This is a genomic window from Mucilaginibacter sp. SG564 (assembly GCF_013149275.1).
Lineage (GTDB): Bacteria > Bacteroidota > Bacteroidia > Sphingobacteriales > Sphingobacteriaceae > Mucilaginibacter.
The window spans coordinates 15,958-36,834 of the sequence record NZ_JABGNA010000002.1 but is presented as its reverse complement, the minus strand read 5'-3'; the positions used below and the strand labels follow the sequence as shown (position 1 = coordinate 36,834).

Here is a 20,877-nt window from a genome sequence, read left to right as displayed (position 1 = left end):
TTTGATTGCTTGTAATCTTTACTAAATAATGCCAGCGGTAGCGGACTGAGTACGCTGTAGCAAAATACTTCCCGTGTTTATAAAAAATACTTTTTAGTATATTTAATAGCGAAAAAAATCATATCGCATAACTTTCTAATTCCGCTTTCAGGCTCCTAAGCAAACCGGCCATCGGCTTTGCTGTATTCATCGCCCTGCACATCACAACAGCACCTTCAACCGCAGACACCGCTTTGAACGCATAGATAGCCGGATCAAGTTTTTCAGAAAATTCACCGCCGGCAATGCCTTGATTTAAAATACTAACAAATAACTCTTGTCCATGCCGGATGACTCCTGCTATCTTTTCTTTAATGGCTGGAAAGTTATCATCGGATTCAACCGCAATATTAAATACAGGACACCCACCTTTAAGGTAAGTATTTAAAGGATCTTTGTAAAAATCGAGAAAGGCAAATACCTTAGCTTTCGCTGTTTTACCCTTGCTGATAGCTAACAACATCTTCTCGCCGTTAGTATTCAGCATGTGGTCAACAACCTGCAGGGCTAGGTCTTCCTTGCCTTCAAAATGACCGTAAAGGCATCCCTTAGTCAATTTTGTGGCAGCGAGCACGTCGTCTATATTAGCACCGGATATCCCTTTCTGATTAAAGATAGGGGCTGCTGTTTCCAGGATGAATTGTTTTGTTCTTTCCGCCTTAGTAAGCATGTTCATAAATTTTCAATACAAAAATATACTAAAAAGTTTAATTAAAAGACTTTTTAGTATATTGTATTCTTTATGATATGAAGGTGACAATCATTGTGATCCTGAAAATTAATTGAAATGGCGCTATCGGACATAGCCTCCTTAACAATAGGTTATGAAGAGATCCGTTTGCTTTTACTTATTATAATTTGCGAGAAGACGTCGTCCGTTACTGGTAATTATACCGTTTATAAATAGTTGGAGTGCTTCAAATATGTCAGCCGGAGTCTTTACGTTATTAAACAAATAAAAGTCTGTTACCGATACGTAGATGCTTGCTGCGCCCGGAACATCCAGGCCCCGCCGGTACAACCCCTTTGCTACACCATCTGATAAATTTGATTCGATAACTGCTGGATAAACCACTAGACCTTGACCCCAGTTGGCCAATTTGAAAATGACCACCATTGATATTAAAAGTCAAGTATTTACAGATGTAAATCAAATTGGCAAAAAGGGGTCAACCAAAATGGTTATTCCACGTCTGCACCAAGAATCCCAAAATGGTGAGGCGGTTCTGCCGAAATTTCTTATCCCTTGATCTTTAATTCATGTCGTGTTTTTCACGCCGAATACCTCGGTTAATAGAATTTCTTATGAATGGTGTTTTCGGGTTAGCTCTGTAATAAGAGTTTAACTGTGAATCGTAAAAGTCATATGAATTTTAAACCTGGCTATCTACCGAAGATCATAGTTGTATTTTGACGTCAAACAAAATTGTATTTTACTGACAAACAATTTTGTACTTTTGTGTCAAATAAATAAATATGATACTTCAATCTGCCTTTAATCAGGTTATCGAAACGCAAAAAGCAAACCTGACTCAAAAAGATCCTGGTCTGAAAAGAGATGCGCTGGCAACTTTGCCAGACCTGTCGGCGTTTGCATTAATTGTTTCGGGAATAAGGAGATGCGGGAAAAGCACGCTGCTCTTCCAACTACTCAAAGAGAGATATCCTGATGCATTATATCTTAATTTTGAAGATCCCCGGCTTTATGAATTCGGCCCTACCGACTTTGCCAGGCTGGATGAATCCATAAAGGCCAGCGGAAGTAGTGTGCTTTTTTTTGACGAGATCCAAATTATCCCAGAATGGGAAAGATATGCAAGGCAAAAGCTGGATGAGGATTATAAATTAGTAATAACAGGCTCTAATGCCTCTTTATTAAGCCGAGAATTGGGAACCAGGTTAACTGGGCGGCACATCACAAAAGAGCTTTTCCCTTTTTCTTATCACGAGTTCTGTTCCTTTAAAGGATTATCTTATGATAAGTCTTCTTTATTAAGCTATTTAGAATTAGGCGGCTTTCCGGAATATTTAAAACAAGCGATACCTGAAATATTAAATCAATTATTCGAGGATATTTTGATTAGAGACATCGCAGTTCGCTATGGCATCAGGGATGTTAAAACGTTGCAGCGGCTGGCATTTTATCTGCTCTCCAATGTTTCAAAGTTGATCACAGGCAATAGGCTTAAAACGCTGTTTGAAATCGGGTCTACCAGCACAGTTATGGAGTATTTGTCACACCTGGAATATTCATATCTATTACAATTCGTTCCAAAATTCAGCTATTCTTTAAGAAAACAGATCGCAAACCCAAGGAAAGTTTATGCGATAGATACTGGCCTGATCAATGTTAATTCAGGTTCTTTTACAGAAGATAATGGCAGAAAGTTTGAGAATTTAGTTTATCTGCACCTACGTCAAAAACACCGGGAGATCTATTATTTTGCTGAAAAGAATGAATGCGATTTCGTAATCACAAACAATGGAAAATTAGTGGAGGCCGTTCAGGTGTGTTTTGAATTAAACCCTGATAATATCAACCGTGAGTTGGATGGTGTGGTTGAAGCACTTAGATTTTTTAATGCTGATGAAGGCTTTATCGTGACCCTTGATCAAACCGATCGATTGGAGAAAAATGGTAAGGTTGTCCACGTAGTTCCGGCCTATCAATATTTATCAAAGTAATAACAGCGAAAAGTATATGCATTCGTGCACATTGATTTTCGCCCCCTCTACTTGGAAAGAACTATTAGAAATTTGTTCCTTCTGCTGACGTTAAAAATACGATTCGAAGTGCAGGCTACATGCGTAAAATTTATTCGAAAATCTTATTTCTTCTATAACTGCGGGAGTCTATCCAGTTTTTGATTTAATACCTTTTCGATCGTTAGCTAGGTTGGATATTCCGGTATGCTTGACCATGTTGTTCCGTGCTCATTGGACCAACGAGTCGTATTAATGAATATAAATTTCAGATATCTAACTCAAAAAGATAGCATGGTCAAAGTGTAACGGAACGCCCTGACCTCTATTTGCGGAACTTATTGATCAACGGCTCCGGAATATCCAGGCAGGGACCGCCATGTTCCTGGGGCAACGGCTGGCCGGCACATCGGGCTTTAACGCTTCTTCTAAAGCGATATTAGTGGTATAAGTGTCATCGCCGTAACAGAGCAGGTGTGTGGCTTCCGGTTTGGGCTGCACCAGCGCTGCCAGGTCTAGCAGGCTCACGCCCTTCCAGTGCATATCCAGTTTGGACCAGGTGGTGACGCAATGAAAATCCGAGGTGTCTTTGGTTTGGGGTAGTGCCATAAAGTCTTTCCAGGTCAATACGACCGGGTGTTCTACCGCGCCATCGATCGTCAGCCGCCAGCGCTTCTGCGGGATATTGGGGTGATAGCCCAGGTCAAGCACGGCCATTTCACGGTTTTGGTTTGGCCGATGGGTATTACCGGCATGGCATGCCGGTTGGGCGGGCCCGAACCTTTTGGCTGGTTATCGGCTACTGAAGGCGTAGCCAGCATTTGCTGCTCAAAACGCGCTTTGAGTTTCATGCGCGCTTCAACAATACGTTCCAGTTTTTCCGATCTTCCATCACGCTAATTTAAGCATTTAAAGCTTCCGCCAGCAAGCGGTAAGATTAAGTCGTGCCTTCTGGTCGTAGATATGCGAAGTGGCCATCAGTTCATTGATGCCGGTACTGCTGATAAATTCCTCGAGTCGCGTTTGAATAGTGGCATGTCATTATCCTATTGCGTGGAATAATAGGTCTTCTATAAATCCACTGGTAAAATTCGGTTTAGTTAGCGTAGATATATCCGTTAATTTAGGGAGATTGACACTAAAGAATTGCTGGTGATGAGCAGTCTCTATCAAGGTTGTGCTCAACGACCTTGGATATTTATATGCTGGATTGTAAGAACTGATTACTTCAGCAATTTTCGCACAAAGATCCTTGTATGGCTTAAACACTTCATCTTTATTGATCTCCGCTACATCTTTTACAAGATACGTCTTGCTGCTTTCTGATATGACTATTTGATTGAGGTATTTTTTATTGTAATCAAACTGGTTAGTGCTTTCAGCAAACTCATGGGTTAATAGATGAACAATAATCTTTAACTGTTCCTTTTTATCCACAATATTCTCCAACTTAATCATTACTAAAAATTCCATATAGCACCAATACCAATTCAATATATAGAGTAAAAGCCGGTGCTTGTTTTCAAAGTAGCGGTAAATGGTGGCTTCAGTAGAGTTAATCTCTATGGCTAACTTTTTAAAAGTAAATTGTTCAAAACCCAGTTCATAGATCAGGTCTATCGCGCTTTTTACCATCACCTTACCCACCTCGCTACTTTCGGGGTTCCGCAAAAATATTTTTTCGTTTATAGCAAACTTTACCTGAAATTCCATAGATGTAAAACTTTAATCAAAGTTAGTAATTTAACAATAGGATAGTTTTTTCATTATTTATAATAGTATTACTATTGTATAAAATAGTTTAATATTTTTGTTTTTAAATTCATTTGGACAGAATATGCTATTAAAAGAGAGAATTCCCGCTTCCTATATCCTCAAGAAGATCAAGCTGGAGGTATTGTATGTGCTGATCATCGGTTTGTTAGTAAATTATCTAACGAGTCAATTTAAGCACTTGATACCGGAAATGCCTATAGGTATACCTGCATTCATTGGTACCGCTATCTCCGTAATTTTATCTTTTAAGATCAATCAGTCTTATGACCGCTGGTGGGAGGCCAGAAAAATTTGGGGCGCTATAGTTAATGAAAGCAGGACTTTTGTTATAGAATTACAATCCTTCGTTTCCAGGGACAAACAAAAAGACATTAAAGAAATTGCGTACAGGCAAATAGCCTGGTGTTTCAGTTTAGGCCAAAGCCTGCGAGGACTGGATGCCACGGAGAATTTAGATAAATTCATTTCAGAAGGTGATCTGCTTCATATTAAAAAGCACAATAACAAGCCTCTGGCATTATTGCAATTAAACGCGCTACAAATTGCCGGCCTGAAAGATGCGGGTAGTTTGGAAGTTTTCAGTCATGTACAAATCAATAATACATTGGTTAACTTTTCTAACGCGATGGGCATGGCTGAACGTATAAAAAGTACAGTGTTCCCACAAACCTATCGTTTATTTTTGCACTTCTTCATCTACATTTTCGTCGTTACCCTTTCGATCGCTTTGACAGATATCGATAGTTTTTTTGAGATCCCTTTGTTACTGGTTATATCTTCTGCATTTTTTCTGTTGGAAAAATCCGCCACGCATCTTCAAGACCCGTTCAATAACCTTCCTACAGATACGGCCATGACGACCATTGCAACTAACATTGAAATAAATATTAAACAGTTGTTGGGAGAAACAGAAGTACCGGAACCTTTAAAACCACAAGGTTTTTATTCGTTATAAATCGTTAAATTAAAAAAGCTATGCATACACAATCAAAAGAAACCCAAAGTAGTTTAACACCAGCGGCTGCCCTTCAAATCTTAAAAGATGGTAACCAGAGATTTGTAAATAATTTAAAAGCTAACAGAAACCTTTTACAGCAGGTTAATGAAACTTCGGCAGGCCAATTCCCATTTGCTACAATTTTAAGCTGTATAGACAGCCGGACTTCAGCGGAACTCATTTTTGACCAGGGGCTCGGTGATATATTCAGCATCCGAATTGCCGGGAATATATTAAATGAAGATATTCTTGGCAGCATGGAATTTGCCACAAAAGTGGTAGGAACAAAAATCATTGTGGTACTCGGCCATACCAAATGCGGGGCGATAGTTGGAGCCTGCAACCATGTAGAAATGGGCAATTTAACCACATTACTAAATAAAATTCAACCGGCGATCGTTGAAGAGAAAACAATTACAGAGAACAGGGATGGCAAAAACAGTGCTTTTGTAAATAGGGTGACAGATATCCATGTTCGCTTAACAATTGACCGCATCAGACGGGAAAGCCCCATAGTGGCAGAGTTAGAACAACAAGGTGATATAAAGATTATAGGCGGCTTGTATGATGTAGAAACCGGGTTTGTTTCGTTTTTTGAATAAGGCCTCCATTATCGCTGTAGAAACCATACATTAAATGCATTGGCCAACATTTTACAGTATAATCAATTATTATAAATATCCGGGTTTAATAATCCGCTGTTATTAGCATACGGATTACCGGATATGTTTATGTTCTGAGATTGCCATATAGCGCTATCAACAAAATTCCTCAGCCATTTAAAGCGGGGTTATTATAAAGGAAGCGTGAATTTAAACGTACTGCCTTTTCCGGGTTCGCTCTCGACCCGGATTTTCCCATGATGCCTGTTGATGATTTCCGCGCACAGGTAAAGCCCGATGCCGAAGCCGGCAATTTTTTCTGTTTCCTTACTTTCAACCCGGTAATGCGGCAGGAAAAGCTTCTGAATATTTTCCGGGGCTATCCCAAGACCATGATCTTTGACACTTACCTCTACGCAGGTATCGTGCAAGACGTAACCAACTTCGATCTCTGCGGTTTTATCAGAGTACTTTGCAGCGTTACTCAGCAGATTGATCAACACCTGTTCTATTTTTTCACGGTCAGCATTGATGCTCACCGGATCGCAGGGAACCGTTACGATATGATGGCCGCCGGTTATGAATAAAGTTTCCTCCACCACTTCATTAATCAATACATCAAGCCGAAACTCTTCCTTTTTCAGATGTATCTTACCGGCTTCTGCACCGGATAAGTTCAGCAGGCTATTAATCATATTGAGCATCTTCCTAACCTGCGTATCAACTTTTGATAACGCACCGATCGTAAAGCTATCTTTCTGTTTCTTAGCCCAATTACTCAGCATCTGCACATACGCCTTCAAAGCGGTAAGCGGTGTTTTCAATTCATGGCTGACCATGCCTATAAATTTACTTCTTCTCAGATCATTTTGTTTCTGCTCCGTGACATCCATGATAATTCCCGAGAAATAGCTGTTGCCTACGTTTGGGCTGCTGAAACCGCCGGTTACGCTAAGCCATCTTTGTTTGTGATCGGGAATGGCCACAATGGGGAATTCGATATAAAGCGCGTGTTGTTTTTTAAAGGCATTATCGATAGCCTCCAAAGCAATTTTTCTATATTTTTCTACCACTTTTAACATGGCATCCTCAAAAGACATATCTTCTTTTGTTGAAAAGCCGAATAGCTCCCTGGTGCGCTCCGAGGGAAGGAATTTACCGGATATAGGATCCATGATCCAGATACCGACATTCGCAGAAGCAAGGGCGACGCTGGCGATATCTATAGCCTCGAAAGGTTCGGTAAAGCCTGAGGTGTTATTATCTTCAGGAATTGCATTTTTTGCACTATTATCATTCATCAGCAGTCATCTGGTTCAATCTCAGAACAAAAATACGCTATTTAAGCGACATACGAATTTCCTTCAAAAAAGGAGCGGTTATTACCCCTTTTGACGAAATACATTCAAAAAAAAACACCCTCCGTTAAGGAAGGTGCTTTTCACAATAATTTTAAATATATAGTGTATTAAGCTACTTTTACATTTACTGCGTTAGGGCCTTTACGGCCTTCTTCTACATCAAAGCTAACCACATTATTCTCACGAATTTTGTCGATCAGGCCTGTAGAGTGAACAAAAATTTCGCTACCACCATTGTTTGGTGTGATAAATCCGAATCCTTTTGTTTCATTAAAAAATTTTACTGTTCCTTGTTGCATTACATTGATTATTAATAACTCCACAAGATAGGTATAAATAATGGTGTATTTTCTTTTTCATAAAAATATTTAACAGAAATTAAATTTTTACTAATTAAAAAAGATGAAAAAAACAAAATATTTGTTTTGCGGTTTAAAAGCTGAAGTTGTGATTTAACGGGACGTTATTGCGAATAACTTTTATATTATTTGAATTAGGAAAAATCCATTTAAAAAAAAGGACCACACCGTACTCATCGCCGGGATCGCAATCGCCAGTGTTGCTGCAGGCGCTTTGGCCTATCTTTTTCTGTCCGATAGCGGTAACGAAACCGGGAAAGGCCTCAAGAAAAAAATTAAAGAAATCGCTAAAGATACCGTAACCGACATCATCCAAAAGAAAGCTAAACTTTCTAAGAAAGTAAGTGAGGCTGTAGCTAACGAAGCCGTCAAATAGCTTTTCAAATTATAAAAGAGATCCTGAAGATCAGGTGTCTTTTATAATTGCATGTAGAAGTGCGAAAACGGATGTTTGCTTAAAGAGACACATCGGCTACTTTTATTGGACAAATTTTCTCAATTAGCTATTAACATTATAACTGTTAGCATTATTTTAACGGGTGCTAATGTTGAAGTTAATTTATTTATCTAAATGGCAAAACTGGGAACAACCTTTGCTATATAGATGGAAAAACGTTATGTCTAAAAGAATACTCGTAATTGACGATGATGAGGATATTTTGGAAATCCTGCATATCGTTTTTCAGGAAGAGGGATATGAAGTAGTATTATCCAACACCGGGGACGCTGCTGAACATATTCAAATCATTCATCCCGATTTAATTCTGTTAGACGTGCGTATTGAAGGATCTAAGAAAAGAGGTGATGAGATATGTGCGGAATTAAAAGAACAATATAAGGAAGAAAAGATGCCGATTATTTTGGTTTCAGCTGAATCAGATCTGGAACTCCTTGCTAATGAATGTGGTGCGGATCATTATATCAGTAAACCTTTTGATATATATCAGCTATTGATGCATGTGCAAAAAATCCTGGTTTAGTCCATGACTATAGCATTATTTTACTGACAATACCGCGACTCGAAATTATGCGACTTTCGTATATTTAAAATTTATGTTGATCTGATGGAAGAAAATCACAAGAACCCAAAAGAAATTAAAAAAATCAATTTCGGCCCGAAAAAATTAAAAACGTTCTTCATTAAACATTTAGATAAAATTTATGCTGCGAAGTCTCACCTGATCGGCCACTTACCTAAAATAGCCAATGAAGCCCATTTTTCAGATTTAAGGTATGCTATACTGGAAACGATGGAAGATGTGGAAAAGCAGTTGGCAAGAATGGAAATTATATATAATATCCTTGATGCAGAACGCTCAGATGCCAGCTATAGTGGATTATCGGGACTTGTTGATGACGCATTTGCCGATATTATGTTGCACAGCAGCGAACCTGAATTTCGAGACATGTCCATAGCATTTTATATGCAAAATATAGAAAGCATGGAAGCGTCATCTTTTCAGGTCTTACAGATGGCCGCTGTAAAATTAAAGAATAAGCAGGTCAAACAATTGATTAAGGAAAACTACGACGAGGCTAAAGCAGACCGTACTTTACTTTTATTTATCACAGCAAAGTATATTACGGCTAAAGAGTAGCACTATGCAGTTTAGTATACCTTATCAACCGGGGAAAGCTTAGTTGCTTATCTTAAAATCGATTTGTTTTGATTCCGGATGTTTTACAGTCAGACCGCAAAGGAAAGGACAGTGTATCTGTCAAATTGTTTAAGCAATCGGGCCTTGAAGGTGAACCAAAATTCGACCTCTTGATATTTCGTTCCTATGATCTGGAATAAATATCAAGAATTCGAATTAACCCGCAATCGAAGAACTAATACCCAGCGTTTTCATAGTAATTCAAATCCTGATATGTTCTAATCCTAAACAAATAGACAAACAACGAGTTATAACAAGACTGGATTGACCAGTAACGGTTTGAATAATACACTGGAAAAGAATCACTGGTTAAGAAACAATTATAATGAAGATATTGCTTACAGGTGCCACCGGTTATATCGGGCGTAGATTGTTACAGGTGCTGTTGGAAAAGGGTCATGAAGTGGTCTGCCTGGTCCGGGATAAGCAACGGTTAGATATCAAAAAATATAAACCCAAACAAGTTGTTCTGGTAGAAGGAGACCTGATGAAACCCCAAACGCTTGCTGGTTTGCCAAAAGATATTGATATTGCATATTACCTGGTACATTCAATGAGTATGAGTGGCGGAGACTTTGGTAAGGAAGAGAAAAAATCCGCTGAGAATTTTGTAGCGTACATAGACACTACTGAGGGGGAACAAATTATTTTTTTGGGCGGCATTACGAATGAACAGCAATTATCCAGACATCTTGCATCGCGAAAAGTGGTAGAGGATGAATTACGCAAAAGCGTGGTGCCAGTGACCGCACTCCGTGCAGGTATTATTGTAGGTTCTGGTAGCTCATCTTTTGAGATCATCCGCGACTTGGTAGAAAAATTACCGGTTATGGTTGCTCCTAAATGGTTGAAAACCAAATGTCAGCCGATCGCTATTCGCAATGTCATTCAACTACTGACAGGCGTATTGCATAAAAAATATACCTATGGTCATCATTTTGATATTTACGGGCCGGAGACATTGACTTATAAGCAAATGCTGATTCAATTTGCACAGGTCAGGAAATTAACGAGAAGGATCTGGACCTTGCCGTTAATGTCACCGAAATTATCGTCCTACTGGCTTTACTTTGTAACCTCTACATCCTATCCCCTCGCCAGAAACCTGGTCGAGAGCATGAAAATAGATGTTGTGGGTGAAAAGAACGATCTGCCGGAACGATTAGATATTGAACTTATTACCTATAAAGAAGCTATTAAAATTGCGTTTGATAAGATTGAACAGAATATGGTACTTTCCACCTGGGCCGATGCGATGAACACGAGTATTTTCGATAAGGGGCTGGCGCAGCATATTGAAATGCCCCAATTCGGGGTCTTTAAAAATAAACAATCAGCCGAAGCTGTGGATCCAAAATCTGCCTTAGCGAAAATCTTTGCTATAGGAGGCAGAAATGGGTGGTATTATGCTAACTGGCTATGGGGTTTCCGGGGCTTTTTTGATCGGCTATTTGGAGGGGTGGGCTTGCGTCGCGGCCGTAAAAACGCCTCTGAGGTTTATCCCGGAGATACTCTGGATTTCTGGCGGGTGATCTATGCCAGTAAAGAAGAAAAACGCCTGTTATTATATGCAGAAATGAAACTGCCCGGGGAAGCTTGGCTGGAATTCTGTATAGACGATAATAATCTTATCCAGCAGACGGCGACGTTCCGGCCTCTTGGTTTGGGAGGGCGTTTGTATTGGTACGCCATGTTGCCTTTCCATTTTTTTATCTTCAAAGGAATGCTTCTTAAAATCGCCGAGGTCAACGCTTCAGAGAAAGAAACGGCTTATTAGCGCAAAATTACTCATATCGTATTGTTAGTCAATGGATTGTATATATCTTGGCATGATGGAATCAATTTAGCAATGCGATTGCCAACACTATTCAGCCTCTCGGCTTGGCATATTTGAAAAGCTATATTTTAATATTTATATTATATTAGTTAAGCAGCTAGATTTGTTTGGATTTCTTAGGCTTATGATTTAATTCCGCCGATTGTACGATTGCTTATTTCGTCCTTTTGTTATCTTCCGCAAAGCTTTTCAGATCTGCTTTGCTCGAGATGGTTTTCTTTTCATGGTGTTCATGGTGAAAGTTCTCCAATTTTTGCAGTAAGTGTTGCAATACTAATTTTTCAGCTATGGTTAATTTACCGGTGATCATTTTGCCTACATAGCTCATATCAACAAATACCCGATATAATAGCTGCTTTCCTTCTTCGGTGATGGCCACCTGTTTGCTTCTTTTATCCTTTTGATCATTCCATTCTTTTACCAGGCCAGCGGCAATCAATCGCCTGATAACCTCGGTACCCGATGTTTTTTCCTGCAAATTATGGCTGATTAACTCACTCTTCGACAAATGATCATGGGTAAGTAAAATAGCAAGGCCGGTAAAATCTTCTGCTGTTGGTAACGGGGTGCCCTCCAATGCTTTTTTGATATAAGATTTGGCATACCGGCTCATGTATACAAATAATCTTCCTATGTTATTATCCAATTGATACGCGATCTCTTGTGCCATACTTTCATTCTTCCCAAATCTCACATCTCCGTTAACGAAATCGCCTGCGGGGTCGCCGACAGAAGTAAGCAAGAAGCCAGCAAAATCCTGAATTGATACTTCGCGGCCCGGGTTCTCATCCTCCAGTTGCTCCACGAGGGTTATTAATTGGTGAATGAGTTGGTATGATTTCATGTGAGGTAAAGTTATGGACACCGGCTAATTGTTCAAATTTAAGTTCTTTTACGGAGTTCCGGGTTTTGTTTTTTGAATGCAACGTAGGCAATCCGGTACTTTTGGTTAATATTGCCCGGCGGTTTAAAGCTTTTTAAAAAATTTAGCGTTCTGATAAGCTTAATTTTATAATCTGGCAATTCTGGAACATCAATAGAAAGCATATCCGATATTTCATTGCCCAGCAAATAACGCATTAAACCTAAAATATCAGCAGCTGTAGCTTTGCTTTTGTTAACCGCAAGGATATGATCTGTAAGTGATCTGGTAAGCTGTTTTCCGTGCAATGAAGGACAAAACTGCCGACGTTTAATAGCGATGTCCAACTGTTGTGCCATTTTGGAATTTTCTGGGATCACGTCCTCGTCAAGGCCGGTTAAAAAGCCAATTACTGCCCAAATATGCATAAAGGCTTCCTGATCCGGCTGGCTTATGTTAATCCCGAGCAGTCTGAGGCCTCGGATAACGATCAGTGAGAATGAAAGATTTGTTCCCGCCATATCTTCCTGGTTAACAGGTATGCCCCAGGTATCATCCCATTTGCCGCTTTGAAGCGTATAATAACGAACAGCGGCATGCATAATGCGCACTTTTAAAATCTGGTGATAAGCATCACCGCTTTTATCGAAAGCATCTGGCCCCATTACTTCCCAAACAAATAGGGCTGTATCATATAAGCGTTTTGTGGTTTGTTTACGTATCAGCTCAGATATATACAACACCATAGCGCCATTGGCAGCGGTATAGCAATAAGGCAGGGATAAAAGCCCGAGCAGGCTCATGATCATCTCAGAATTCTGCGCAAAAAATACAGCACCAACTTTCATTAACCGCTCGTTGGCCCATGAAGGTAGTTTATCGGCCTGAGTGATGAAAGCGAAATCAGGGTAAATACCTTTTATCCATTGCAATTCCTTATCTCCAGACGCACTGCTTAACCATTGCTGCAATTGCGTTTTTTTGACCGGATCGGAAAATACAAGTTTTATAAAATTATCGGCAGATGGATCTCCCAATAATCTTTTATTATCCAAAATTCCGTCGCTATATATTTTGTGACCAACCATAATTTTTTTTGTTAAAAGCTTTCAGTATTTTGATCGATTTGCCAACTACTTTTAAAACCTTGGTCGCGGTCAAACCGCTAACCCTGCGCCGATAATAATTGCATCTGTATCTTCAACTATCATAACATAAGGGATATTATTCATTGTTTAAGTTCCTGAGGTTCAATGCCGGGCTTGGGATAAGCGAGACGCCCCACAAACTGTGGAAGATAGTAGGAATCCAACCCTGCTACCGTAATCGTTTCTGCTTTAATATGATCAACGGTGCCGTCTTCTCCTATAATTAAATCATCAGCTAATATTTGAATGATCTCGCCTATGACGATGGTTGTGCCATTAATTTCGATATCTATCATTTCCCTTAACTCCAAGCCGATCCGGACTGTAGACTGGCCTACAAAAGGGGCTTTAAACCCATTAGTATATTGCTTTTTAAATCCGCAGATTTCAAACTCTGATGCACCGGAAGGATAACTGGCACTGGTTTGATGGGCCTGTTTATACCATGCGGGTAAAACATTATTCAGGGTGTATTGGCCGGTCTCTCTGATATTATTAAGCGTGTCATTATGTTCACGTTCCGGCCTTATCACCATACCCAGGAGAGGCGGATTTGCTCCAAGATGAAAAGTGGAACTAATTAAACATAAGTTGGTGATGCCGTCCTTACTGGTTGTCCCCAGGAGGTTCAGCGATTTATAACCGACCAGGCTATTGATCAGGCTAATTCTGTAATGTTTTTCCATCCCGGCAATTTGATCTCCTTCAATATTTATCATTTTAACTTGTTTTTAAGTTACTTAAGCCGCCATCAACGCGGATTACTTGTCCGGTTATCCAACTGCTGCAGTCAGAAAGTAAAAAAGCTATCGCTTGGCTAACATCTTCCGGCTGCCCGTATCTGGCCAGGGGATGCCTTTTGGCCGATGCTTCCCGTTTTTCAGGTGAGTTCAGTAAGTTTTGTGCAAGCGTGGTATCCGTCAGGGAAGGAGCAACGACGTTCACTCTTATTTGCTGCGCAGCCAGTTCAGCGGCCAATGATAATGCCAGTCCTTCAATCGCACTTTTTGCCGCTGAAATACTGGCATGAAAAGGCAAACCGGTTCTTGCGGCCACAGAACTGATTAAAACTACCGAGGCTCCTCCGGCATTTTTCAATTGTTTAAGCGATAACTGAATCATCCGCACTGCTCCCAAAACGTTCAGTTGATAATCATTTAAAAAATCGTTTGCTGTTAGCCGGTTGAATGGTTTCAGATTAATACTACCAACTGAATAAACCAGTCCATGTAAATGTTCGGGCAAAAATGCAACTACAGCGTCAAGATCTCCTGTAATGTCCGCTTGCAAATGTTTAACGCCAGCCGGGAAATCATCCGGTATAGTTCTTGAAATCACATAAACACGGGCATTGTTTTCATTTAAAAATTTAACCAGGGATAAACCGATACCGGAACTTCCACCGACAACAAGGATATTTTTTTCTTGGTAATTGATCATCCTATATATTTTAGAAATTCACTTTTCGTTTCAGTATTTAAAAACTGGCCGCAGTATTCGGCGGTTATTGTTGTGCTGCCTGCATCTCTTACGCCGCGACTGGATACACAATGATGATATGCGTCTATAATGACCGCCACATCGTCCGTTCCGAGTGCTTCTTTCAGTAAATTTGCTATTTGAATGGTCAGCCTTTCCTGCACCTGGGGTCGTTGCGAACAATACTGCACTATCCGGTTCAGCTTCGACAAACCAATCACCTGTCCGTTGCTGATATAAGCCACATGGGCCTTACCTACAATAGGTAGAAAATGATGTTCGCAATTGCTGAAAACAGCAATATTCTTTTCTACCAGGATCTGCTTGTATTGAAAAGGATTTTTGAATAGAGTTGGCTTTGGTTTATTGGCGGGATTAAGGCCGCTGAAAATCTCTTTCACATACATTTTGGCCACCCGTTTGGGGGTGTCCTTCAGGCTGTCGTCTTGGAGATCCATTCCCAGCACCTGCATTATACCTGCAAAATGTCCTGCAATCAATTCCATTTTGGTATCGTCGTCTAAGTCGAACGCGTCTGCTCTAAGCGGCGTATCAAAAGCTGAACCGTGATGGCCAGTATCATATTCCATCACTTCAGCGTTGTCTTTTTGATCAATTATAATATGATTATTTGTCATGAATGTATATTAGATTTTGTATAAACAGGTGCGAGTTGTACATGAGTATCGGCTTTATTGCGATATTTTTGTATTCGATTTATTTTTGTGCTTATCCAGGAATAAATCATCACGTTGAGTAAAATGAGATCCATCCCGTAAAATATGTCTTCAACAGGTATGGTTAATATTCGCACGTTAATAATAAAGGCAGGATTATACCATACAACAGGAGTATCAAGGCCGGTACCTGTCAAAAGTCCGTTGACGATTAAAAAAGGAACTAAAAGAACCAGATAGCTGGTGTAAAATTTTAAAAGCCATGACGCCTTTAAAATAAATTGTGTTGTAAAAAGTAAAACGGCTAACAAAGTGAACGTATAACAGGTGTAACTACGGGCATGAAAACTGATAGCCAAGGAGCAAGACATTACAATCAACAGGCAGCTTATCCATATTTCGGTCCTCTTGTATGTGTTTAGCCTAATAAGTGTATTTAAGCAGGTAAAAGTAAAAATACAAGCATAGGGTATGCATCCAAAGAAGAGCACCTCTTCCACCGGCAGGTTGGCTATGTGATACCCAATCAGATAAACCGAATTAAATCCCCATATTTTTAAATATGTGAAATATACATCCCAGCCTAAAAAAATAATTCCGGTAATGATTATTGCGGGAAAAAGTGCGAGCCAGTGTTTATAAAACCGGAGTTTGTGATGAAAGGAAAAAATAAAGGGAACGAGTACGGAAAAAAGGTCAATCAAAAGGTATGTATATTTCATGATTCTTTATTTTTATTGGCATCCATGAAATATTTTAACGGTACCCATAGCATGCCAAAGCATTCGCCATCGGTTTTTTCGGTGTGTTTGTGGTGTATCTTATGTGCACGCCTGATGGCTTTCAGATACCAGTTTTGGGAATTGCGCAGTACTTTAATGCGTTGGTGAATGAACAAGTCGTGCACAAAAAAATAACAAGCGCCATAAATGGTTACCCCTGTGCCTATCCAGGAAAATAGCGGTATATCTCCCAGTGTTCCTAAAGCCAGACAACTGATGCCCGGAATAGCGAAAATTAGAAAAAAAAGATCGTTTTTTTCCAGGTATCCTGGTCGTTCTTTTTTGTGATGATCACGGTGTAAAGACCATAACAGACCATGCATCAGATATTTGTGCGAAAACCAAGCCACACCCTCCATCGCAAAGAAGGTTGAAGTGATCACAAGGAATTTAAATAGTATGCTCATCATGAATTAAAATATTGGTGGTGATGGCTTTTTACCCGGTCAAAACAAATTTTCAGCCAGGTGGTATATTGTTCAGGGTGATTCTGAATGTCTGTCTCTAAATCAGCCATATCCTGATATCTAAAAGCTATAGCTTCTTCCAGGCACAGGTCCGGCTGTTCATTCGTTATGCCCCAAAAAACGTGGTCGTATTCGTATTCCGTAATTCCTTGCTGAATCTCCGTATGATAAGTAAAATTAAAGGCGGGTTGTAAATCGCAAAGCAAACCCATTTCTTCTTTCAGCCGCCGGTTTGCCGCATTGCGGGTTCCTTCTCCCGGTCTTGGATGGCTGCAGCAGGTGTTGGTCCATTTGCCGCCGGAGTGATACTTATGATTAGCTCTTTGCTGTAATAACAGTTGGCCTTTTGTATTAAAAATAAATATAGAAAAAGCTCGGTGCAGCATTCCTTTTACATGTGCCTCCATTTTTTCCATGGTGCCAATCATTTGATCGTTTTCGTTTACCAAGATCACGTACTCATTTACTTCCATATGTTATTGGTTTGTTGAAAGTGTTTTTCTTCACTTCTTTTCAGTTCATTGTCATTAATCTTCTAGACTGCGATTGGCTTTTAGATGAGAATTGTATCCTGAAAATGTTGCGTTTAAGAAATAGTTCATGTTGTTGCTAACGTGGCGTCGGGATATCGTTAAGTAAAACCTCATAACACGTTTAATTTATATCTCACTAAAGAATCAAACATCAGCCAAAATTTATGACTATTGGATACCCTTATTCGCTCAGACATTACCCTATCAGCGGGGACTCGGGCTATTTTAAGTAATAGTTGTCGATAATAAACATAAGCCAGGTAAACTCCTTTGCGACAGGAGCGGGGCAATTCCCTGATGCCTTTTAGGGCCTCTTCTAATTCAGTAATAATATCCTGCTCAATAGCTTTTTTTTCTAAGTCAGAAAATGAGGATAAATTAACACTAGGAAAATAACAGCGGTTTAACTGCTCATAATCTGCGTTCAGGTCTCTCAGAAAATTTACTTTTTGAAAAGCAGACCCTAGTTTCATAGCTGGTATTTTTAGGCGGTCAAATTCCTGTTTTTTGCCTTTAGTAAACACATGCAGGCACATTAACCCGACCACTTGCGCCGATCCCATGATGTATTCTTCATATTTCTCATGCGTATAAGTTTGCTCCGCCAGATCCATTTCCATACTGTTTAAAAATTGCGTTATCAGGGTATGATCAATATTGAATTTATTAACCACTTGCTGAAATGAATTAAGCACAGGATTAATACTGATCCCGCGTTCGATTGCTTTAAAACAATCGGTACTGAATTCGGCAAGCAGGACGGATTTGGGATAATCATGAAAGCTGTCTACAATCTCATCTGCGAGCCTCACAAAACCATAAATGGCATGAATTGGATCTCGTACCTCTTTTTTGAAGAAAAGTATACCCAGCGAAAAACTGGTGCTATAAAGTCGGGTAGTTTCCCTGCTGCAAGTTGCGGAGAGTGTATCAAATTTTGCTTTCATTTTTGATTTTTGAGATGTTGGATAAGCTGCCGGGCAGATACTTTGCCGGATATGATAGATGGTGGTACGCCCGGCCCGGGGACGGTCAATTGCCCTGCATAAAAAAGATTTTTCAACTTTTTATTTTTTATTGAGGGTTTTAGGTGCGCTGTTTGCATCAGCGTATTGGCTAAACCATAGGCATTGCCTTTAAATGAATTGTAATCAGTTTTGAAGTCGTTGACGCAGTAGCTCTTTTTATAATCGAGTGATTTTCTGATATCTGTACCCGTATAATCTTCCAGCCGATCCATGATAAGGTTAAAGTAGTTTTCCCGCAACTGTTCAGAATCATCCAAGCCTGGAGCCAAAGGCATTAATATGAATAAATTTTCATGGCCTTCAGGAGCAACAGTATCATCAGATTTTGAAGGACAGCATACATAAAATAAAGGCCTCGTTGGCCATTGTGGGTCTTTGTATATTTCCTTGGCATGAAGTTTTAAGTCGGCATCAAAAAATAAAGTATGATGCTCCAGCCGCTTAACTTTCTTTGTTATACCCAGGTAAAAGATCAGGCTTGACGGGGCCATAATTCTTTTATGCCAGTACGTTTCATTGTAATTTCTGAAAGCCGGTTTCAGGAGTTTTTCTTCTATATGGTGGTAGTCTGCCGCAGCAATGACGCCATCGTAAACCTTATGCTCATCTTTAGAAACGACTTCGGATACCAATCCTTTATCAACTTTTAAATGCGTAACTTCTGCGAGATTAAATATTTTTACGCCTTGCGCTTCGCATACTTTTTGCATGGCATCAATTACTTTTCCAAAACCACCTTTTGGATACCAGGTACCGAGTTTGAGCCCCGCATAATTCATCAGGCTATACAACGCAGGCGTGTCCTCCGGCATTGCACCAAGAAAAAGAACGGGAAATTCCATCAGAGTTATCAGTTTCGGGTTCTTGAAAAACTTTTTTACATGTTTGCTGAAAGAGGTAAAAACCTGTAACTTAAAAACGCCACGAATCAAACTCCAGTCTGCAAACTCAGTTAAGGAAATGCCGGGTTTTTGAACAAGTGTGTCCATTCCCGTTTTGTATTTATAGGCGGCCTCCGTTAAAAACAAATCCAATTGGCGGGAGCTGCCAGGTTCTATGACTTCAAAAAGCTCCCCAAGAGCCGCGTAATCAGCCGGAATATTTACAACATCACGTTTGCCAAAAACAACCGTAAAGCCTGGGTCAAGTTGTTGCAGATCGTAAAAGTCGGATGTCTTATATCCGAAGTCATTGAAGAATTTCTCGAATACCTCCGGCATCCAATACCAACTTGGCCCCATATCAAAAACATATCCGTTAGCGGTAATCAACTGTCGCGCTCTACCGCCTATATCGGCATTTTTCTCGTATATATCAACGTGGCAACCGGAGTCGGCTAAATATGCCGCAGCACTTAATCCGGCGAAACCAGCCCCAATAATTGCCACTGAAGGTTTCTTTGGGTTTGAGAAAATTGAACTGCTTTTAGGATTATCCGGCATTTATGCTCTTTTAAATTACATTTGTTTCAAATATAATGCATAATTGTATTTTATTTATATATATAGAATGTTTTTGTATTAAAAAAAACTATTCATAATAACTAAGGATGTGATTGCGAATAAACAGGAGGCCTATAAAAATATCTTTTATATGAAAGGAGGACTTTTATGGAACAGCTACGAACAGACTATCGTAGATTTAAATATAGACATGCATTAAGGTTTGTGTTTATTTCGGAATTAAAGTATCAGAGCATTATACGATTTTATCAATGATCACTCAAATCCACAGGAGAATTCATGGTTCCGGCAGTGTTTTTCTGATAATGTTTTCTAATATCTTGTTACTTTTCTCAAAAGTAAAGATGTCGTATTTCGCGGAAGTATTTTTCCATGCGTAAGCCATAAGCCGGATAAGGGTTAAATCATTAATTATACTGGACGCAAGAATTTGAAATAGCTCATCTATTTCCTGTTCATTAGCGTTATTATTATAGTAGGCCATAAATAGATACATAAGCCTGGGGTCTAGATCTTCGACATTATCTTGCATCTTATTATGAAAGGTTAAATTATCCGGATAAATTAAATCGTCATCTAAACAATTTTCCGAATCAACAGCTATAGCTTGGTTTAGTGAAACTGTACGGTGTTTAGCGGAATGTCAGTTTTAATTAATATAATCTTGATATAAAGCATATTATGCTATTTTGAATCTGGGGTTTTCAGAAATTTGGTAACAATGGGAATCAACAGGTCTGTCTGGTCAACCATAGTTACATGTGACGTGCCAGGAAGAATTGCGAGCTGCTCATTAGGGAGCTCATAAAGGTTGCCCCAATTACCTCCACCTAAAAGCCTGAACATTGCTATCTGGTGCTCTGGAGTACCTAAATCTCCATCACCAAATATCAGCAGTGTGGGTGATTTTAAATTCTTAATATCGCTTGGCTGGAAACCCTTCCATGATCCCATAATACCATAGACTTTTTCGAGCAGTTTAGGCCATTTTGTAGAATCCGGGGCTATCTTATTATAATTTTTTCTCCATACAGATTGATTTACGTCTGTTGCTTTTTTTAGTTTCAAATTATCTGGATTTACCATATTGTTGCCTTCAGGGCTGT

The 20,877-nt window shown here is 39.6% G+C and carries 24 protein-coding genes; 7 read left to right on the top strand and 17 right to left on the bottom strand.

The genetic code is table 11. The features are described 5' to 3' along the window. Nucleotides 1–118: 118 nt before the first annotated feature. Complete coding sequence (locus FHW89_RS04675) at nt 119–709, bottom strand: TetR/AcrR family transcriptional regulator (protein ID WP_172333873.1); 591 nt, start codon at nt 707–709, stop codon at nt 119–121. Between the two features lie 806 nt (nt 710–1,515). Between FHW89_RS04675 and FHW89_RS04670 the strand changes: the two genes are divergently transcribed. Beyond that, on the top strand, nt 1,516–2,724 hold the full coding sequence (locus FHW89_RS04670; protein WP_172333872.1) for an ATP-binding protein: 1,209 nt from the start codon (nt 1,516–1,518) through the stop codon (nt 2,722–2,724). Between the two features lie 363 nt (nt 2,725–3,087). Here FHW89_RS04670 and FHW89_RS04665 read toward each other — a convergent pair whose 3' ends face one another. The 3 genes from FHW89_RS04665 to FHW89_RS04660 form a co-directional block, all read right to left on the bottom strand. Beyond that, entirely contained in the window at nt 3,088–3,459 is a 372-nt protein-coding gene (locus FHW89_RS04665; protein WP_253952172.1) for a molybdopterin-dependent oxidoreductase, read from the bottom strand. Beyond that, the gene (locus FHW89_RS28795) at nt 3,402–3,593 is read right to left on the bottom strand and encodes a hypothetical protein (protein ID WP_253952171.1); all 192 of its coding nucleotides are present in this window, start codon (nt 3,591–3,593) and stop codon (nt 3,402–3,404) included. The genes FHW89_RS04665 and FHW89_RS28795 overlap by 58 nt, the downstream gene beginning before the upstream one ends. Before the next feature lie 190 nt (nt 3,594–3,783). Next, nucleotides 3,784–4,455, bottom strand: a complete 672-nt coding sequence (locus FHW89_RS04660; RefSeq protein WP_172333871.1) for a TetR/AcrR family transcriptional regulator — start codon at nt 4,453–4,455, stop codon at nt 3,784–3,786. A 124-nt stretch (nt 4,456–4,579) separates the two neighbouring features. Between FHW89_RS04660 and FHW89_RS04655 the strand changes: the two genes are divergently transcribed. Together FHW89_RS04655 and FHW89_RS04650 are read left to right on the top strand one after the other, a co-directional pair. Next, entirely contained in the window at nt 4,580–5,473 is an 894-nt protein-coding gene (locus FHW89_RS04655; protein WP_172333870.1) for a bestrophin family protein, read from the top strand. Between the two features lie 20 nt (nt 5,474–5,493). Continuing rightward, nucleotides 5,494–6,117, top strand: a complete 624-nt coding sequence (locus FHW89_RS04650) for a carbonic anhydrase family protein (RefSeq protein WP_172333869.1) — start codon at nt 5,494–5,496, stop codon at nt 6,115–6,117. A gap of 191 nt (nt 6,118–6,308) precedes the next feature. Here FHW89_RS04650 and FHW89_RS04645 read toward each other — a convergent pair whose 3' ends face one another. Together FHW89_RS04645 and FHW89_RS04640 are read right to left on the bottom strand one after the other, a co-directional pair. Then, nucleotides 6,309–7,418: a PAS domain-containing sensor histidine kinase gene (locus tag FHW89_RS04645; protein WP_172333868.1), complete on the bottom strand. Its 1,110-nt coding sequence runs from the start codon at nt 7,416–7,418 to the stop codon at nt 6,309–6,311. Between the two features lie 167 nt (nt 7,419–7,585). Beyond that, the gene (locus FHW89_RS04640) at nt 7,586–7,777 is read right to left on the bottom strand and encodes a cold-shock protein (protein ID WP_172333867.1); all 192 of its coding nucleotides are present in this window, start codon (nt 7,775–7,777) and stop codon (nt 7,586–7,588) included. Between the two features lie 274 nt (nt 7,778–8,051). Between FHW89_RS04640 and FHW89_RS04635 the strand changes: the two genes are divergently transcribed. From FHW89_RS04635 to FHW89_RS04620, 4 genes are all read left to right on the top strand, one after another. Then, nucleotides 8,052–8,213, top strand: coding sequence for a hypothetical protein (locus tag FHW89_RS04635; protein WP_172333866.1), 162 nt, complete (start codon nt 8,052–8,054; stop codon nt 8,211–8,213). A gap of 169 nt (nt 8,214–8,382) precedes the next feature. Then, nucleotides 8,383–8,817 (top strand): response regulator transcription factor, encoded by a 435-nt coding sequence (locus FHW89_RS04630; RefSeq protein ID WP_253952170.1) that lies wholly within the window; start codon nt 8,383–8,385, stop codon nt 8,815–8,817. Between the two features lie 84 nt (nt 8,818–8,901). Beyond that, nucleotides 8,902–9,435 carry a DUF892 family protein gene (locus FHW89_RS04625; protein ID WP_172333865.1) on the top strand — a complete coding sequence of 178 codons (534 nt, stop codon included), beginning with the start codon at nt 8,902–8,904 and terminating at the stop codon, nt 9,433–9,435. A gap of 385 nt (nt 9,436–9,820) precedes the next feature. Beyond that, on the top strand, nt 9,821–11,272 hold the full coding sequence (locus tag FHW89_RS04620) for an SDR family oxidoreductase (RefSeq protein WP_172333864.1): 1,452 nt from the start codon (nt 9,821–9,823) through the stop codon (nt 11,270–11,272). A gap of 214 nt (nt 11,273–11,486) precedes the next feature. Here the strand turns inward: FHW89_RS04620 and FHW89_RS04615 are convergent, their stop codons facing one another. From FHW89_RS04615 to FHW89_RS04565, 11 genes are all read right to left on the bottom strand, one after another. Then, complete coding sequence (locus FHW89_RS04615) at nt 11,487–12,176, bottom strand: MarR family winged helix-turn-helix transcriptional regulator (protein WP_172333863.1); 690 nt, start codon at nt 12,174–12,176, stop codon at nt 11,487–11,489. Between the two features lie 38 nt (nt 12,177–12,214). Further along, the gene (locus FHW89_RS04610; RefSeq protein WP_172333862.1) at nt 12,215–13,282 is read right to left on the bottom strand and encodes an oxygenase MpaB family protein; all 1,068 of its coding nucleotides are present in this window, start codon (nt 13,280–13,282) and stop codon (nt 12,215–12,217) included. 140 nt (nt 13,283–13,422) lie between these two features. Further along, the gene (locus FHW89_RS04605; protein ID WP_172333861.1) at nt 13,423–14,061 is read right to left on the bottom strand and encodes a flavin reductase family protein; all 639 of its coding nucleotides are present in this window, start codon (nt 14,059–14,061) and stop codon (nt 13,423–13,425) included. Between the two features lies 1 nt (nt 14,062). Then, nucleotides 14,063–14,782: an SDR family NAD(P)-dependent oxidoreductase gene (locus FHW89_RS04600; protein WP_172333860.1), complete on the bottom strand. Its 720-nt coding sequence runs from the start codon at nt 14,780–14,782 to the stop codon at nt 14,063–14,065. Beyond that, entirely contained in the window at nt 14,779–15,459 is a 681-nt protein-coding gene (gene folE, locus FHW89_RS04595) for a GTP cyclohydrolase I FolE (protein ID WP_172333859.1), read from the bottom strand. Before folE ends, FHW89_RS04600 begins: the two co-directional genes overlap by 4 nt. After that, complete coding sequence (locus FHW89_RS04590) at nt 15,456–16,220, bottom strand: lycopene cyclase domain-containing protein (RefSeq protein WP_172333858.1); 765 nt, start codon at nt 16,218–16,220, stop codon at nt 15,456–15,458. Before FHW89_RS04590 ends, folE begins: the two co-directional genes overlap by 4 nt. Next, a complete protein-coding gene (locus tag FHW89_RS04585; protein WP_253952169.1) occupies nt 16,217–16,690 on the bottom strand; it encodes a sterol desaturase family protein in 474 nt (157 codons plus the stop codon). Before FHW89_RS04585 ends, FHW89_RS04590 begins: the two co-directional genes overlap by 4 nt. Beyond that, entirely contained in the window at nt 16,687–17,220 is a 534-nt protein-coding gene (gene idi, locus FHW89_RS04580) for an isopentenyl-diphosphate Delta-isomerase (protein ID WP_172333857.1), read from the bottom strand. Before idi ends, FHW89_RS04585 begins: the two co-directional genes overlap by 4 nt. 170 nt (nt 17,221–17,390) lie before the next feature. Further along, nucleotides 17,391–18,227, bottom strand: coding sequence for a phytoene/squalene synthase family protein (locus tag FHW89_RS04575; RefSeq protein ID WP_172333856.1), 837 nt, complete (start codon nt 18,225–18,227; stop codon nt 17,391–17,393). After that, nucleotides 18,224–19,696 (bottom strand): phytoene desaturase family protein, encoded by a 1,473-nt coding sequence (locus FHW89_RS04570; RefSeq protein ID WP_371742423.1) that lies wholly within the window; start codon nt 19,694–19,696, stop codon nt 18,224–18,226. The genes FHW89_RS04575 and FHW89_RS04570 overlap by 4 nt, the downstream gene beginning before the upstream one ends. Before the next feature lie 759 nt (nt 19,697–20,455). Beyond that, complete coding sequence (locus tag FHW89_RS04565; protein ID WP_172333854.1) at nt 20,456–20,857, bottom strand: alpha/beta fold hydrolase; 402 nt, start codon at nt 20,855–20,857, stop codon at nt 20,456–20,458. Between the last annotated feature and the right edge of the window lie 20 nt (nt 20,858–20,877).